The organism is Nocardioides pacificus (assembly GCF_054775955.1).
On sequence record NZ_BAAHCI010000014.1, the window covers coordinates 389,191 to 403,614 of the forward strand.

Below are 14,424 nucleotides of genomic sequence, written 5' to 3' on the forward strand. Positions count from 1 at the left end.
CTTGTAGTCCGACGCGGGGGTCCCGCCCGGGACTCACCGGCTCGAACTCAGGTGAAACGTGTTCCAGTTCCGTCTCACAGGTTGATAGCCTAGTCATCAACGTCAACAGACGGAGCGGGGGCCGCCCCTTGCGGGCAACTCCCGCAGGGGCCGGAGGGAGCCCGCTTCCTACCAACAGGTAACAGGAGGCTTCGTGAGCAGCGTCAGCTCGCTGTCCGTCGAGGAGCTCGGGTCCGCCGCACAGCGCGACCGCCGCAAGCGCATTCTCGACGCGACCATCTCGCTCGCCTCTCAGGGCGGATTCGACGCCGTGCAGATGCGCGCCGTCGCCGAACAGGCCGACGTGGCCCTCGGCACGCTCTACCGCTACTTCCCCTCGAAGGTCCACCTGTTGGTATCGGCGCTGGCCCGGCAGTTCGAGCGCGCCGAGAAGGCCGGCCGCTCGGTCCCGATCCCCGGCGACACCCCGCACGAGCGGGTGATGTTCGTGATCGGGCGGACCACCAAGTCCCTGCAGCGCGACCCCAACCTGACCGAGGCCCTCACCCGGGCCTTCATGTTCGCCGACGCCTCGGTGAAGAACGAGATCCACGTCGTCGGGATGCTGCTCACCCGGATGCTCACCCAGGCCATGGGCAAGCGACCCGAGGACGAGCCCACCGAGGAGGAGATCGCGATCGCCAAGGTGATCGGCGACGTCTGGCTCTCGACCCTCGTCGGCTGGGTCACCGGTCGGGTCGCCGCCAGCGACGTCCAGAGCTCGATGGACGTCGCCGTGCGGCTGCTGCTGCGCTGACAGGTGGGCTGACGGCTGGGCTGACGGCTGGGGTGACGAGTGGGCAGACTCCCGAGGACGCGCGCCCTCAGCCACCGAAGGCGTGCGTCGCGGTGACACCGCCGTCGATGGCGATCTCGGCGCCGTTGACATAGCTGCTCTCGTCGGCGGCGAGGTAGACGTAGAGCGGCGCGATGTCCAGGGGGGTGCCAACCCGGCGCAGCGGCACCTTGCTGGCGCCGAACTCCATCGCGAGGTCGCCGCCGTGCACGCGCGTCATGCCGGTGTCGATCATCCCGGGGTGCACGGAGTTGACCCGGATGCCCTTGGGGCCGAGCTCGAGGGCCGCGACCTTGGTCATCCCGCGGATGGCGAACTTGGTGGCTGAGTAGGCGACCAGAGACCCCATGCCGCCGAGCCCCTCGACCGACGAGGCGTTCACGATCGACCCACCGCCGGCGGCCTCCATGCCCGGGATCACCGACTTCATGCCGAGGAAGCAGCCGAGCTGGTTGACCCGGAAGACCGACTCGTACTCCTCGACCGTGGTGTTCACGATGTCGTTGAAGCGCAGGATCCCGGCGTTGTTGACCAGCACGGTGACCGGCCCGAACGCCTCCTCGGCGCGGGCGACGACCGCCTGCCAGGAGGCTTCGTCGCTGACGTCGTGGTGCACGAAGACCGCGTCGTCACCGAGCTCCTTGGCGAGCAGCTCGCCGGGCTCGGTGGCGACGTCCGCGACGACGACCTTCGCTCCCTCGGCGACGAACGCCCGGGCGATCTCGGCGCCCTGTCCCTGTGCACCGCCGGTGACGATGGCGACCTTGCCGGCAAGACGAGCCATGGTGTTGCTTCCTCTCGGGGGAAGGCCGCGCGCTCGCGCGACCCGATCTGGTGGAGCGGGGGTGCTGCTGGGTGCTGGTGGCTGGCCGCTCGCGGTCACTCCTCCAGGGAGATCGCCGCCCGTGGGCAGGCGGCCGCGGCGCGTCGTACGGCGTCGTGGTGCTCGGCGGCGGGCTCGTCGGTCTTCACCACCAGGTAGTCGTCGTCGTCCAGCTCGAAGACCTCCGGGGCCAGCCCCTCGCACAGGGCGTTGGACTCGCAGAGATCGAAGTCGACCTTCACTCGCATGGTGCTCTCACTTCCTCTCGCCGGTCCCGGCGAGCAACTTGGCGTGGTCCCACGTGGCGACGTGGTCAGGATGGATGACGACGGCGACCCGCTTGGCGACCTGTCGCTCGACCTCGCTCATGCCCAGCTCCCCCAGGTCGGCCAGGTCGGCGACGCCGGCCATCCGGCACGCGACGGCCGAGCCGATCTCGCGCAGCCGGTCGGTGTCGCGGACGATCTCGGCGGTGCCGGTGATCGAGGCTCCGCGCAGCGCGAAGTAGTCGTCGCCGTCCTCGACGAGGCAGCTGACACGGGCGTCGCGCTCGAGGTTGCGGATCTTCTGCGAGCGGGCGTAGGTCCAGAACGCGATCCGCCCGGCGTCGTCGAGGACGTAGAACAGGGTGGACAGGTGCGGGGCGCCGTCCTTGCCCACGGTCGCCACCTGGGCCTTGAGGTGCTCGCGCAGGAAGGCGGCGACCTCGTGGTCGTACATCCGCACGACGTCGCGGGTGCCCACCTCAGCCTGCTTCGCTGGAGTGGCCGGGGAACACGTGGGCGGACGGGTCGATGACGACCGCGGCGTTGTTGACCGCGGTGGCGGCCTCGCCGAAGCCGACCGCGATCAGCCGGACCTTGCCGGGGAACTCGGTGATGTCGCCGGCTGCGAAGACGCGCGGCAGGTTCGTGCGCATCGCGGAGTCGACGACCAGGTGGCGCTTCTCGACGGTGAGGCCCCAGTCCTGCAGCGGGCCAAGGTCGGCGATGAAGCCGAGGGCGGCGACCACGGCCTGCGCCTTGCGCTCCTGGACCTCCCCGGCGACGTCGATCTCCACGCTCTCGAGGTGCGCGTCACCGCTCATCCCGGTGACCTGGGCCTTGGTGAGGATCTCCACCGACGAGGCGCGTACGGCGTCGACGGTGCGCTGGTGGGCGCGGAACGCGTCGCGGCGGTGCACCAGCGTGACCGACGCCGCCACCGGCTCGAGGTGCAGCGCCCAGTCGAAGGCACTGTCGCCGCCACCCACGATGACCACGTCCTTGCCCGCGTAGGGAGCGAAGCTCGGCACGAAGAACTCCACGCCCCGCCCGATCCACCCCTCGGCGGCCGGCAGCGGTCGCGGGCTGAACTTGCCGATCCCCGCGGTGATCAACAACGTCTTGGCGGTGATCTCGGTGCCGTCGTCGAGCCCCACCGTCACCGACTCTTCGTCGTGGCGCAGGGTCGTGGCGGTCCGGTCGAGGTGGTACGTCGGGTGCGCGGTCGCCGCTTGCGCCACCAGGCCGTCGACGAGGTCGCGTCCCTTGATCGACGGGAAGCCGGCGACGTCCATGATCTGCTTCTCGGGATACATCGCCGTGATCTGCCCGCCCAGCTCGGGCAGCGAGTCGATGACAGCGACGCTCAGTCCTCGGAAGCCGGCGTAGTAGGTCGCGAACAGCCCGGCCGGACCCGCACCGAGAACCGCGAGGTCGGTTGCGACGGATGCCACGTCGACCGTCCCTTCACCTCTGGGGGAAGCCCGCGGGCGACCCGAAACTGAAACGTGTTCTTGTTTATATCAGAGCGCGTCCAGGTCTGTGACCAACCACACGCCCCCGTCTCGCCGCAGCGTCACCACGACCCGGTTCAGGTCGGTCCGGGGCGCCTCGAGGTGCTTGCCGGTGGTGGTCTGGTTGACGAACAGCAGGGTCTTCGCCGACTCCTCGCCGACGGAGATCACCGAGGATGCCACCACTGAGGCCTCGACGACAGCCTCGTTCTTCACCGTGTCGTCGCGGATCGTGGCCATCGTCTCGTCGTACTCGTCGAGCATGGTGCCGTCGAGCCGCTCCTTGGCCTTGGCGACGTCCTCGTCAAGGGTCTTGGAGTCATAGGAGAGCACCTCCTCGACGGACTCCGTGGCGGCCACCATCGCCGCCTGCTTGGCGCCGTCGCCGACGATCTGGGTCCCCTCGGCGAGGGGCGTGCCGCCCTCGGGCGCGGCCGCCGCGTCGTCGCCGGTGAGCATCAGCCCCCAGACGGTGCCGAGCGCGCCCACCAGCACGAGGAGCAGCGCCGCGACCGCCGGGAGCAGCCGGCGCCGCGACGGGGCAGCGGGCACGGGGTCCTCGTCGGCCGCCTCGCTCACGGTCTCGGGCTCGACGCGCGCCTCGGGCTCCGCGTCATCGACGACGGGCTCCGCGGGCTCTGCGGGCGCCCCGGTCAGGTCCGAGTGGCAGTAGCGGCACTTGATCGCCGCGGCCCGGATCGTCTCCGCGCAATAGGGACAGGTCTTCTCGTCGCTCATCTGCTCACCCCACGAACTTCACGTCGGAGGCCAGCCAGCGGCCGTCCACCAGGGTCATGTCGAGCTGCAGCCGGTAGTAGCGCGGCTGCTTGGTGCCGTCGGTGCTCGTGTTGGAGACCTCGCTGTTGGCGGCCACGTAGACCAGCGCCGAGTCGTCGTCCATCTCGCCGACGCCGAGGGCCACCACCTCGCCGGTGGAGATCGACTTGTTGAGGGTGGCGGCCTCGATGATCTCCTCGCGCCGCGCGGCGTAGTCCTTCTTGAAGTCACCGGTCGCCCCGTCGAGGACCTTGTCGATGGCGGCGTCCATGTCGCGGTGGTCGACGCTCAGGAAGGCCACCGTCTCGGCCTCGGCCGCCCGGGCCACCTCGCGGTGCTGCTCGGCGAGACCCCCCTCGTCGCGCCCCTGCCAGGCCTCGAAGCCGACCGCCGCCGCGAGCCCGAGCGCCAGGACGGCGAGCGCCACGATGATCCGCCTCCAGGTGCGGTCCGTCGGCCCGCGCCGCCGCGTGGGCGTGCTTGCCCCTTCCGGTGCCTGCTCGGCCTCGGGACTGGCCGCGGCGTCCCTCTCCTGGAGGTCGCCTTCCTGGGCGGGGTCCTTCGTCAGGCTCTTCACTGCGGCTCCATCGGTCCGATGAGCATCCATCGCCACGAGTCATCTCCGAACACGGTCTGAAGTCCTCCTTGGTGTCCGACGATCACGTCGGCGTCGTCTCCGGAGCCCTCGACGACCCCGGTGACCGGGTCGTACGGCGCGACCCGGCTCGCCGTACCGTCGTCGAACTTGGGGGCGTACTTCGATCCGCGCATGTTGTAGGGCGGGCCCTGCAGGCATCGGGCCGGGTAGGGCTCGGTGTCGGTCAGGTCGGTGCTGTCGCGCCACTCGCTGCTCGGCTTGTAGCCGTCCCGGCAGGGACCGGGACTCTGGGCGAACTGCAGGTTGATGTGGCCGTAGCCGTCGCCGGGGGTGCCGGTGAACCCGGCCGCGACCATCTTCGGGAAGGTCACCAGCAGCTGCTCGACCGCGGGCAGCCGGGCCGTCACCACCTGGTTGAGGGTGACGAGGTTGCTGATGAAGATCGGCAGGGTCGGCTCCAGCCCCTGCATCAGGGCGTCCACCTCGCGCACCGCGGACCCTCCGCCCTCGAGCACGTCGCGCAGCTCGGGGTCGCGCGCCTTGAGCGTCCCGGTGAGGTCGGCCAGGTCGCGCGCGAAGCTGCGGATGTTCTCCTCGTTGCGCTGCTGGGTCGCCAGCACCTTCCCGCCGTCCTCGAGCAGGGCGAACGTCGCGTCCTCGTTCTCGATGGCGGCGGTGAGGAACTTGTCTCCCCCGTCGAGCATCCGCTGCAGGGGGTCCGCGGTGTCACGGAATGCGGTGCCGAGCTCGCGCAGGACGGTGTTGAGGTCCTGCTCGTCGACCGAGCTGACGAACTCGTCGAGCTCGATGAGGATGTCCTCCTCCGCGACCGGCAGGCTCTCGGCGCTGCCCTCGAGGGTGTCCCCGTCCTCGGCGTAGGGCCCCTTGCCGTCGGCGGGCTCGAGATCGAGGTACTGCTCCCCCACCGCCGAGAGGTTGTGCACATAGACCTTGGAGTCCAGCGGGATCTCGGTGCCCTCCTCGATCGCGAGGTCGGCGCGCATCCCCTCACGGGTCACGTGCATGGCCGAGACCTTGCCGACCTTCACCCCGCGGTAGGTCACCTCGCTGCCCACGAAGAGGCCGCCCGACGACGGCAGCGTCGCGTGGATCTCGAGCCCGCGCCCCAGCACCCGGTCGACCAGGCCGAGGTAGGTGCCGGTGATGTAGACGACGCCGACCGCGGCCAGCACGGCGAACGCGGCCAGTCGGATCCGGACTCCGGTGCTCATCCCAGTCCTCCCGCGAGCAGGCCGCCGTCGGTGCCGACGCGGTCGTCGATCGCCGGGGCGCCGGCCTGCTGAGCGCCCTGCCTCTGCTTGCCGGCCGACTGCTTGAGCCCCAGGTCGAGGCCGAGGGAGTCGAGGATGCCCCCCAGGTCGGGGAGCGGGATCGTCGGCAGGCCGGGGATCTTGATGCCGTCCTCGTCGAGCGTGACGCCGGCGGCCTGCAGGATCCCCTCGAGGGACACGTCGAGGCCGAAGAGCGCGTTGGCGTAGTCGCCCTTGACGTTCTCCATGGCCTCCTGCGGGAACGGGAAGCTGATCAGCAGCGAGAGCCCACGAGGCAGCGAGTCCCCCGTCTCGTTGAGGCGGCGCAGGATCGGCTTCAGGTGCTTGAGATCGGCGATCAGGTTGTCCTTGGTGCCGTTGATGACCCGGGTGCCGACGCGCCCCAGCTTGTCGAGCGAGCCGAGCATCGTGATCAGGCTCTTGTGCTGGGTGTTGAGCACCTTGAGCGCCGGCCCGGTCGCGTCCAGGGCCGACCCGATGGTCCTCTTCTCGCGGTTGAGCGTCTTGGTGAGCGAGTTCAGCGACTCCATCGCCGCGATGATGTCGTCCTTCTGGTCGTCGAGCGTCCCCACCAGCGAGTCGAGCTCGCGCAGCAGGTGCTTGACCCGCCCGGTCCGGCCGGTCATCACCTCGTTGATCTCGGTGCTGATCTCCTTGATCTGGCCCACGCCGCCGCCGCTCAGCAGGAACGAGAGCGCCCCGAGGACCTCCTCGACCTCCGGGTTGCGGCTCGTGTCGCGCAGCGCCAGGTGGTCGCCCTCACCGAGAGCGCCCACCGCCTTGCCCTCCGGGGCGCTCACCTCGATGAACTTCTCGCCCAGCAGGCTGGTCTGGCGGATCTCGGCCACCGCGTTGTCCGGCAGCTCGATGTCGGCGCGGATCCGCATGGTGACCTCGGCGGCCCAGCCCTTGCGCTCCACCTCGGTCACCTCGCCCACGGTCACGTCACTGACCATCACCGGCGAGCGGGGCACGACGTTGAGCACGTCGGCGAAGTCGGCGGTGATCGTGAACGCCTCCTCCCCGGCGATCGGGCTGCCCGGCAGCGGCAGGTCGTAGGCGCCGTCGAAGTCGCAGCCGGTGAGCACCGACGTGCCCAGCGCCAGGCTGAGGCCGAGAGCCGCCAGCCGGGGCCCGCGGCACGCCGTACGACGGGCCGCGCCGGGCGAGGCGTCCCTCGTCATCGTCCACCTCCCAGCAGGCCGGCGAAGGAGTCGGCCGGGACGGCCTCACCCGGGACGCGAGTCGTCTCGACACCGGCGCGGGCGCCCAGGTCGGGCAGGCGCAGGCCCAGCGGCTCGAGGAGTCCCTTGAGCAGTCGGCAGACTCCACCCGCACCGGGGACGCCGGCGTTCTTGACGATCGCGCAGAGGAACCCGTCGAGGTCCTCGATGTTGGGCCCGATCTGGATCCGTGCGTTCTGCGAGCCGGTCTTGGTGTCGAAGCCGAGCGCCAGGTTGCCGGCACCCAGCGGCCCCTTCTCCAGCGAGGTCGCCAGCGACTCCTTCTCCTGGACCAGCGCGTCCAGGACCACGGTCAGGTCCTCCACCTCGCCGGTGACCGCCTTGCGGTTGTCGCGCACGAAGCCGCGGACCTTGCCGACCGCGCTGGCCAGCGCCCTCAGCACCTTGCCGATCTCGCGACGCTCGCCGGACAGCTGCCGCGAGGCCCGCCCCAGGTCGCCCATGAAGTCATCCACCAGGCGGTCGTTGCGTGCGAGCGTGCGGGTGAAGAGGCCGAGCTGGCGCACGGTGCCGAACAGGTCCCCGCTGTTGTCGCCGAACGTCTCGGCGGCCAGGGAGAGGTCGCGGATCGTCTGGTTCATGACGACCCCCTGCCCGTCGAGCGTGTCGGCGCCCGCCTTCAGCAGGTCGTTGAGGGAGCCGTCGCGGTTGGCCCCGTTGGGGCCCAACGCCTCGGAGACCATCTCCAGGCTGGCGTAGATGCGGTCGAGCTCGACCGGGGTGCCCGTCTCCTGGAGCGGGATCTCGCCGCCGTCGGCCATCACCTTGCCCTCGGTGTAGACCGGCGTCAGCTGCACGAAGCGGTCCGCGACCAGGGTCGGGGTGACGATGACCGCCTGGGCGTCGGCCGGCACGTCGTACTCCGCGTCGTAGGCCATCTCCACCCGCACCGAGTCGCCCTCGGGCACGACCGCCGTCACCTCGCCGATCGTGACGCCGAGGATGCGGACCTCGGTGCCGCGGAAGACGCTCACCGCCCGCGAGAAGTGCGCGGTCACGGTCTTGGTCTCGGGGCCGTCGAAGACCACCACGAGCCCGGTCAGCACCAGCGCGACCACGGCCGCCACGGCCACGCCCCGCAGCGGGTAGCGCTTCGAGATCCAGGTGGCCATCAGTTCGTCTCCCGCGGTCCGGGCAGGAACTCGCCGGCCAGGCCGCCAAGGTTGACCAGGTAGGCGTCGAACCACGGCCCCGTGCCCACGATGTTGCCGAGGATGTCGGCGTAGGGGCCGACCGCCGCGGCCGTCGCCCGCAGCTCCTTCTTCTTGCGCTTGAGCATGCTGGTCACGGTCCTGAGCTCCTTCAGGGCGGGAGCGAGCTGGTCCTCGTTGTCGTCGACGACGCCCTCGAGCGAGACCGAGAGCTTGCGCGCGTTGACGAGCAGACGGTGGATCGCCTTGCGGCGCCGGTCGAGCTCGTCGAAGACCAGGCTGCTGTCGGCCATCAGGTCCACGAGGTCGCCGCGCCGGTCGGCGAGCAGCGTGCTCACGGAGTTGGAGCGACCGAGCAGCGCCTCCAGCTTGTCGTCGCGCTTGGCGATGGAGCGGGAGAGCCGGGAGAGGCCGGTGAAGCTGGAGCGGACCTCGTCGCTGGATCCCTCCAGGGTCGTGGCGAGCGTGTCGAGCGCCGTCCCGAGCTGCTTGTCGTCGATCCCCTCGGTGGTGAGCGTCAGGTCGCTGAGGACGTCGACGATGTCGTACGCCGAGCGGGTGCGCTCCAGCGCGATCGTGCTGCCCGGCTCGAGCTCGCCGCTGCCCTCGGGGCTGAGCTCGAGGTACTTCTCGCCGAGCAGGTTGAGCACCTCGACCGACGCCCGGGTCTCCTCCCCCAGCTCGATGCCGGCGTCGAGCTCGAAGTCGACCAGCACCCGGTCCTTCTCGACGCTCAGCTTCTGCACCCGACCCACGCGCTTGCCCGCGATCTGCACCATGTGCCCCTTGCGCAGGCCGCTGGCGTCGGCGAACTCGGCGTGGAAGCCCTCACCGCGGAAGCCCGGGAACTTCTGCAGGTTGAAGGCCGCCGCCATGATCACGAGCAGGATCACCAGCGTGATCGCTCCCAGGCGCAGGACCGCTGCGTCGCTCCGTCCGCGCGCCATCACTGGCACCTCGGGGCGGTGCTGTGGAACGACAGGTCGTTGAGGCTGTCCTGGATGACGCTCAGGTCGATGCCGAGGTCGGGGAGCTTGATGCTGCCCTCGAAGTCGCAGAGGTAGTAGTTGTACCAGGACCCGTAGGTGCCGATCCGGGTCTGATCGGTCATCGCCTCCGGAAGCCGGTCGAGCAGCTCGGTGAGGACCTTCTGGTTCTCGGGCTTGGCCAGCAGCGTCATCAGCTTGCGCAGCTCGGCGACGTCGTCCTTGAGCAGCGGACGCGCCTGGGTGAGCAGGTCGGCCACCGTGTCGGTGAGCGTGGACATGTTCTCGATGGAGTCGCCGATCGAGGTGCGGTCCTTGGACAGGTTCCGCATCCAGCCCTTGAGCTGTACGACGAGCTGGTTGAGCTGGGTGCGCCGGGTGTCGACGGTCTCCAGCATCGTGGAGAGGTTGGTGATCACCTCGCCGATGAGCTCGTCGCGGTCGGCGATCGAGTTGGTGAGCGAGGCGGTCTCCGCCAGCAGGCTCTTCACCGTGCCCCCCTCCCCCTGCAGGACCTGGATGATGTTCAGCGAGAGCTTGTTGACGTCCTCGGGCTCGAGTGCCGAGAAGAGCGGCTGGAAGCCGTTGTAGAGCTCGGTGAGGTTGAGCGCCGGCTGGGTGCGCTCCAGCGGGATGACCGCGTCCTCCTCCAGCGCCGGCGAGTCAGGCACTCCCTGCTCGAGACCGAGGTAGCGGTCGCCGACGATGTTGAGGTAGCGGACCTCGGCGCGGCTGGCCTCGGTGAGCTCCACGTCGCTGTCGACACGGAAGGTGACCAGGGCCTGGCTGCGGTTCTCGAGCTCGACCGAGCGGACCTCGCCGACCGGGATGCCCGCGATCCGGACGTCGTCGCCCTTCTCGAGCATGCTCGCGCTGGTGAACAGAGCGCGGTAGGTGGTCTGGTCGCCGAAGCTGAAGCCGCCCATGATCGTGGCCAGCAGCCCGGTGACCAGCAGCGAGCAGATCGTGAAGATCCCCAGCTTGACCGCGGCGAGCGAGGTGACGGTGTTGCGCGAGCTCATCGGCTCACCCGCGTTCCGCGCACCTGCGGGCCGTAGAGCAGCGTGGCCAGGGACCCTCGGCTGGAGCTGCTGGGGGAGGACGTCCCGCCGCGGGAGGCCAGCAGCGTGTTCACCAGCCGCTGCTCCGCCGGGGTGCCGGCGTAGCCGCTGGTGGGGTTGGCGAAGGATCTCGAGGCGAAGGGCAGGGTGGGGCCGGTGAGCTCGTCCTGGTCGCTGCCGTCCTTGAGTGGGATGGGCCGGATCGGCACCTCCGGGTCGGGCAGGCCCACGCACCAGGGCCCGTGACCGACCTCGCCGTAGACCGGCCTGTCCCCCGCGTCGTAGGCCGGCCTCTGGACCGAGCCGAGCTCGAGGATCTGGTTGACCCGGCCGTTCTGGAAGACCTCGGCCAGGCGACCGGTGTAGCGGTCCAGGCCGCGCAGCAGGCAGGGGTACTCCGGCGAGTAGGTGTCCATCAGCCGCAGCAGCGGCCGCGACAGCTGGCCCAGCTTGATCAGCCCCGCCTCGTTCTCGGCCAGCACCCGGGAGGTGGTCTGCGCCATGCCGGTCAGGTCGCCGAGGAACGCGGAGAACGCGTCCTCCTTCTCCGCCAGCGTCTTGGCCGTCACCGTGGCGTTGCGCATCAGCCGGACCAGGTCGGGGGCGGCGATCTCATAGCTCTTCGCCACGTCGGCCAGCAGCACCAGGTCCTTGCGCAGAGTGGGCAGCCGGGTGTTGAGACGGGTGACGTAGCCGTCCATGTCGTCGAGCAGTCCGCCGATCTGCTCGCCGCGTCCGCTCAGCGCCGTGGAGAGCGCATAGAGCGTGGCGTTGAGGTCGGCCGGGGAGATGGCCCGCAGCAGCGGAAAGAGGTTGCCGAGGATCCGGCTGAGCTCGACGTTGGTCTCCACTCGGTCCGAGGGGATCACGTCGCCGTCCTCGAGGCTGTCCTCGGCCGGCTTCTCGGGGTCGATCAGCGCGACGTACTTCTGGCCGAACAGGGTCGTGGGCAGGATCTGGGCACTGACGTTGGCCGGGATCGACGTCGCGGCCTCGGGCTTCAGGCCGAGCTTGATCACCGCCTCCTCGCCGTCCTGGGAGATCTCGCGGATCTGCCCCACGAGGACGCCGTGCACCCGGATGTCGCCGCCTTTGGCGAGCTGGAGACCGGCTCGCTCGGCCTTCATCGTGACCATCGTGACCGGCTCGAACTTCTTCTGGTAGACCGCGATGGCCAACCAGATGAGGATCGCCATGATCGTCACGAAGACCACGCCGAAGAGCAGCAGCCGCCGGTGCTCGGCGGGGCTGTCATGGTGGACGTTCACGAGCATGGCGTCACCCCGTGATCCGCACGGTGGTGGTGGAGCCCCAGATCGCGAAGCTGAGGAAGAAGTCCGCGACCACGACCGTGACGATCGAGGTCCGGATGGCGCGCCCCACGGCCATGCCCACGCCGGCCGGCCCGCCCGAGGCGGTGTAGCCGTAGTAGCAGTGGATCAGGATGATCGCGACGGCCAGGAAGATCAGCTTGCCGAAGGACCACAGCATGTCGATGGGCGGCAGGAACTGCAGGAAGTAGTGGTCGTAGGTGCCGGCCGACTGCCCGTAGATCATCGTCGTGATCAGCCGCGGCGAGAGGTACGACGAGAAGAGCGCGACGACGTAGAGCGGGATGACCGCGATGAAGGCGGCGATCATCCGCGTCGTCACCAGGAACGGCAGGGACGGGATGCCCATCACCTCGAGGGCGTCGATCTCCTCGGAGATCCGCATCGCGCCGAGCCGGGCGGTGTAGCCGCACCCGACCGTCGCCGCCAGTGCGATGGACGACACGAGCGGGGCCACCTCGCGGGTGTTGAAGTAGGCGGAGATGAACGCCGTGAACTTCGCGACCCCGAGCTGGCTGAGCGACGCGTAGCCCTGGATGCCCACCTCGGTGCCGGCGAAGAACGCCAGGAACGCGATCACGCCCACCGTGCCGGCGATCACCGAGAGGCCGCCGACGCCGAAGGCGACCTCGGCCAGGGTGTTCCAGATCTCGCGGCGGTAGCGGGTCAGCGCGCGCGGCGTCCAGGCCAGTGCCTTGACGTAGAAGAGGAACTGGTCGCCCCGCTCCTCCAGACCGGCGCGGCGCTCCCTGTAGAACGCGGACCCGAACTCACTGAGTGCAGACATCACAACCCCGGCTGTGGGACGACCTGGAAGTAGATCGCCGTGATGATGGCGTTGAGGAAGAACAGCAGCATGAAGGCGACGATCACCGACTCGTTGACCGCTCGACCGACGCCGCTGGGCCCGCCTCCGGCGTTGAGGCCCTTGTAGGCCCCGACGATGGCGGCCAGCCACCCGAAGACCGCTGCCTTGACCATCGCGATCCACAGGTCGGGCAGGCTGGCCAGCGCGGTGAACGACGACAGGAACGCGCCCGCCGACCCGCCCTGGATGATCACGGTGAAGAAGTAGCCGCCACCGATGCCGGCGCCGATCACCAGCCCGTTGATGCCGAGGGCCACGAACACGGTCGCCACGACGCGGGGCGCGACCAGGCGCTCCAGCGGGTTGATGCCGAGCACCTCCATCGCGTCGATCTCCTCGCGGATCTTGCGGGCGCCCATGTCCGAGCAGATCGCCGACCCCGCGGCACCCGCGATGAGCAGGGCGGCGGCGATCGGGGCGGCCTCGCGAACGACCGCGAGCACCGCCGAGGCTCCGGCGAAGGACTGCGCGCCGAGCTGTCCGGTCAGGCTCCCGACCTGCAGCGAGATGACGGCGCCGAAGGGGATCGAGACGAGGATCGTGGGGAAGAGACACACGCTGGTGATGAACCAGGCCTGCTCGATGAACTCGCGGGTCTGGAACTTCGTGGTGAAGATCAGCTTGGTGACGTCGACCACCATCGCGGCGAGCTCGCCGGGGCCACGCAAGAGGGACACAGCCGAGAATGCCATCGTCCCACCTCCCCTGTTAGCGACGGCCGTGAGCGAGAATAGAACCTGTTCTCATTTTCCACAACGGCAGTTCGAACTCCGAGTTACCTTCTGTGCCACAACGAGCAGAACCCCCCGGTGGTCACGCTCACCGGGGGGTTCTCGAGGGGCCTGAAGCCCGTCTCACGTTGTGGTCAGGTCACGGTTTCAGGGGCGGTCGAAGCGGTAGGCGGAGCCGTCGACGGTGGTGATCCACGTCGTGCCTCGTGCCGCCTTGCGCAGCTTGCGCCGCAGGCTCCCGATGTTGACGTCGAGCTGGTAGTCGGACTCGACCACCTCCTGGCCCCAGAGCTCGGCGACGATCTCGGCGCGCCCCATCACCTGCCCGGGACGCTGCGCCAGGAAGGTCAGGATGTCGAGCTCGGGCGCGGTCAGGCCCAGGTTGTCGTCGTGGAGCCGGGATTCACGGCGCGCCACGTCGATGACCAGGCCACCGCCCGCGTCGAGGGGCTCGGGGACGGTGCGCTGCGCGAGGCCCGACTCGGGCTCGGGCTCAGCTTCAGGCGGGGTCGGACGGGCCACCGCGGCCCTGCGCAGCATCGAGGCCACGCGCGCCCGCAGCTCGCGGGGATGGAACGGCTTGGCGAGGTATTCGTCTGCACCGCTCTCGAGCCCGACGAGCCGCGCTGCCTGCTCGTCGCGGCCGGTGATCATGATGACGAAGGCGTCGCTGAACTCGCGGAGCCGGCGACACACCTCCATGCCGTCGATGTCGGGCAGGGTGAGGTCGAGGGTGACCAGGTCGGGGTTGATCTCGCGGATCTTGCGCAGCGCCTCTGCGCCCGAGGCGGCGATGTCGACGTCCAGCCCGGCGCCCTCGATGATCGTGACCACGAGGTCACGCACGTCCTGGTCGTCGTCGACCACCAGTGCCCGATGCCGCGTCTCCACGCACACTCCTCTCGACCGTGTCCCCGTGTCCGCTCACGCTAGCCGGTGGAATCACAAGG

16 protein-coding genes are annotated in these 14,424 nt (G+C 69.6%); 1 reads left to right on the top strand and 15 read right to left on the bottom strand.

Annotation, left to right across the window (positions count from 1 at the left end):
- Positions 1-193: 193 nt before the first annotated feature.
- Entirely contained in the window at positions 194-796 is a 603-nt protein-coding gene (gene kstR / locus ACYU7L_RS18270) for a cholesterol catabolism transcriptional regulator KstR (RefSeq protein WP_460799675.1), read from the top strand.
- 67 nt (positions 797-863) lie between these two features.
- Here the strand turns inward: kstR and ACYU7L_RS18275 are convergent, their stop codons facing one another.
- From ACYU7L_RS18275 to ACYU7L_RS18345, 15 genes are all read right to left on the bottom strand, one after another.
- Positions 864-1,619 carry a glucose 1-dehydrogenase gene (locus ACYU7L_RS18275; protein ID WP_460799678.1) on the bottom strand — a complete coding sequence of 252 codons (756 nt, stop codon included), beginning with the start codon at positions 1,617-1,619 and terminating at the stop codon, positions 864-866.
- Between the two features lie 95 nt (positions 1,620-1,714).
- Positions 1,715-1,906, bottom strand: coding sequence for a ferredoxin (locus ACYU7L_RS18280; protein WP_460799681.1), 192 nt, complete (start codon positions 1,904-1,906; stop codon positions 1,715-1,717).
- 7 nt (positions 1,907-1,913) lie between these two features.
- A complete protein-coding gene (locus ACYU7L_RS18285) occupies positions 1,914-2,402 on the bottom strand; it encodes a pyridoxamine 5'-phosphate oxidase family protein (RefSeq protein WP_460799683.1) in 489 nt (162 codons plus the stop codon).
- Between the two features lies 1 nt (position 2,403).
- Positions 2,404-3,375, bottom strand: coding sequence for an NAD(P)/FAD-dependent oxidoreductase (locus ACYU7L_RS18290; protein WP_460799685.1), 972 nt, complete (start codon positions 3,373-3,375; stop codon positions 2,404-2,406).
- 69 nt (positions 3,376-3,444) lie between these two features.
- The gene (locus ACYU7L_RS18295) at positions 3,445-4,173 is read right to left on the bottom strand and encodes a hypothetical protein (RefSeq protein WP_460799687.1); all 729 of its coding nucleotides are present in this window, start codon (positions 4,171-4,173) and stop codon (positions 3,445-3,447) included.
- A 4-nt stretch (positions 4,174-4,177) separates the two neighbouring features.
- Positions 4,178-4,789 carry a hypothetical protein gene (locus tag ACYU7L_RS18300; RefSeq protein WP_460799689.1) on the bottom strand — a complete coding sequence of 204 codons (612 nt, stop codon included), beginning with the start codon at positions 4,787-4,789 and terminating at the stop codon, positions 4,178-4,180.
- Positions 4,786-6,042, bottom strand: a complete 1,257-nt coding sequence (locus ACYU7L_RS18305) for an MlaD family protein (RefSeq protein WP_460799692.1) — start codon at positions 6,040-6,042, stop codon at positions 4,786-4,788. Before ACYU7L_RS18305 ends, ACYU7L_RS18300 begins: the two co-directional genes overlap by 4 nt.
- Positions 6,039-7,286, bottom strand: coding sequence for an MCE family protein (locus tag ACYU7L_RS18310; RefSeq protein WP_460799694.1), 1,248 nt, complete (start codon positions 7,284-7,286; stop codon positions 6,039-6,041). Before ACYU7L_RS18310 ends, ACYU7L_RS18305 begins: the two co-directional genes overlap by 4 nt.
- Positions 7,283-8,458, bottom strand: a complete 1,176-nt coding sequence (locus ACYU7L_RS18315; protein WP_460799697.1) for an MCE family protein — start codon at positions 8,456-8,458, stop codon at positions 7,283-7,285. The genes ACYU7L_RS18310 and ACYU7L_RS18315 overlap by 4 nt, the downstream gene beginning before the upstream one ends.
- A complete protein-coding gene (locus tag ACYU7L_RS18320; RefSeq protein ID WP_460799700.1) occupies positions 8,458-9,444 on the bottom strand; it encodes an MCE family protein in 987 nt (328 codons plus the stop codon). The genes ACYU7L_RS18315 and ACYU7L_RS18320 overlap by 1 nt, the downstream gene beginning before the upstream one ends.
- Positions 9,444-10,505, bottom strand: a complete 1,062-nt coding sequence (locus ACYU7L_RS18325; RefSeq protein ID WP_460799702.1) for an MCE family protein — start codon at positions 10,503-10,505, stop codon at positions 9,444-9,446. Before ACYU7L_RS18325 ends, ACYU7L_RS18320 begins: the two co-directional genes overlap by 1 nt.
- Positions 10,502-11,818 (bottom strand): MCE family protein, encoded by a 1,317-nt coding sequence (locus tag ACYU7L_RS18330; RefSeq protein WP_460799704.1) that lies wholly within the window; start codon positions 11,816-11,818, stop codon positions 10,502-10,504. The genes ACYU7L_RS18325 and ACYU7L_RS18330 overlap by 4 nt, the downstream gene beginning before the upstream one ends.
- Positions 11,819-11,822: 4 nt before the next feature.
- Positions 11,823-12,662 (bottom strand): MlaE family ABC transporter permease, encoded by an 840-nt coding sequence (locus ACYU7L_RS18335; RefSeq protein ID WP_460799707.1) that lies wholly within the window; start codon positions 12,660-12,662, stop codon positions 11,823-11,825.
- Complete coding sequence (locus ACYU7L_RS18340) at positions 12,662-13,435, bottom strand: MlaE family ABC transporter permease (RefSeq protein WP_460799709.1); 774 nt, start codon at positions 13,433-13,435, stop codon at positions 12,662-12,664. Before ACYU7L_RS18340 ends, ACYU7L_RS18335 begins: the two co-directional genes overlap by 1 nt.
- Before the next feature lie 186 nt (positions 13,436-13,621).
- Positions 13,622-14,365 (bottom strand): response regulator transcription factor, encoded by a 744-nt coding sequence (locus tag ACYU7L_RS18345; RefSeq protein ID WP_460799711.1) that lies wholly within the window; start codon positions 14,363-14,365, stop codon positions 13,622-13,624.
- Positions 14,366-14,424: the final 59 nt, after the last annotated feature.

Excerpts from the sequence above, each read along its gene's own strand:
- ACYU7L_RS18275 (WP_460799678.1), bottom strand. The coding sequence starts at position 1,619 with ATGGCTCGTCTTGCCGGCAAGGTCGCCATCGTCACCGGCGGTGCACAG.
- ACYU7L_RS18280 (WP_460799681.1), bottom strand. The coding sequence starts at position 1,906 with ATGCGAGTGAAGGTCGACTTCGATCTCTGCGAGTCCAACGCCCTGTGC.
- ACYU7L_RS18295 (WP_460799687.1), bottom strand. The coding sequence starts at position 4,173 with ATGAGCGACGAGAAGACCTGTCCCTATTGCGCGGAGACGATCCGGGCC.
- ACYU7L_RS18305 (WP_460799692.1), bottom strand. The coding sequence starts at position 6,042 with ATGAGCACCGGAGTCCGGATCCGACTGGCCGCGTTCGCCGTGCTGGCC.
- ACYU7L_RS18310 (WP_460799694.1), bottom strand. The coding sequence starts at position 7,286 with ATGACGAGGGACGCCTCGCCCGGCGCGGCCCGTCGTACGGCGTGCCGC.
- ACYU7L_RS18315 (WP_460799697.1), bottom strand. The coding sequence starts at position 8,458 with ATGGCCACCTGGATCTCGAAGCGCTACCCGCTGCGGGGCGTGGCCGTG.
- ACYU7L_RS18320 (WP_460799700.1), bottom strand. The coding sequence starts at position 9,444 with ATGGCGCGCGGACGGAGCGACGCAGCGGTCCTGCGCCTGGGAGCGATC.
- ACYU7L_RS18325 (WP_460799702.1), bottom strand. The coding sequence starts at position 10,505 with ATGAGCTCGCGCAACACCGTCACCTCGCTCGCCGCGGTCAAGCTGGGG.
- ACYU7L_RS18330 (WP_460799704.1), bottom strand. The coding sequence starts at position 11,818 with ATGCTCGTGAACGTCCACCATGACAGCCCCGCCGAGCACCGGCGGCTG.
- ACYU7L_RS18335 (WP_460799707.1), bottom strand. The coding sequence starts at position 12,662 with ATGTCTGCACTCAGTGAGTTCGGGTCCGCGTTCTACAGGGAGCGCCGC.
- ACYU7L_RS18340 (WP_460799709.1), bottom strand. The coding sequence starts at position 13,435 with ATGGCATTCTCGGCTGTGTCCCTCTTGCGTGGCCCCGGCGAGCTCGCC.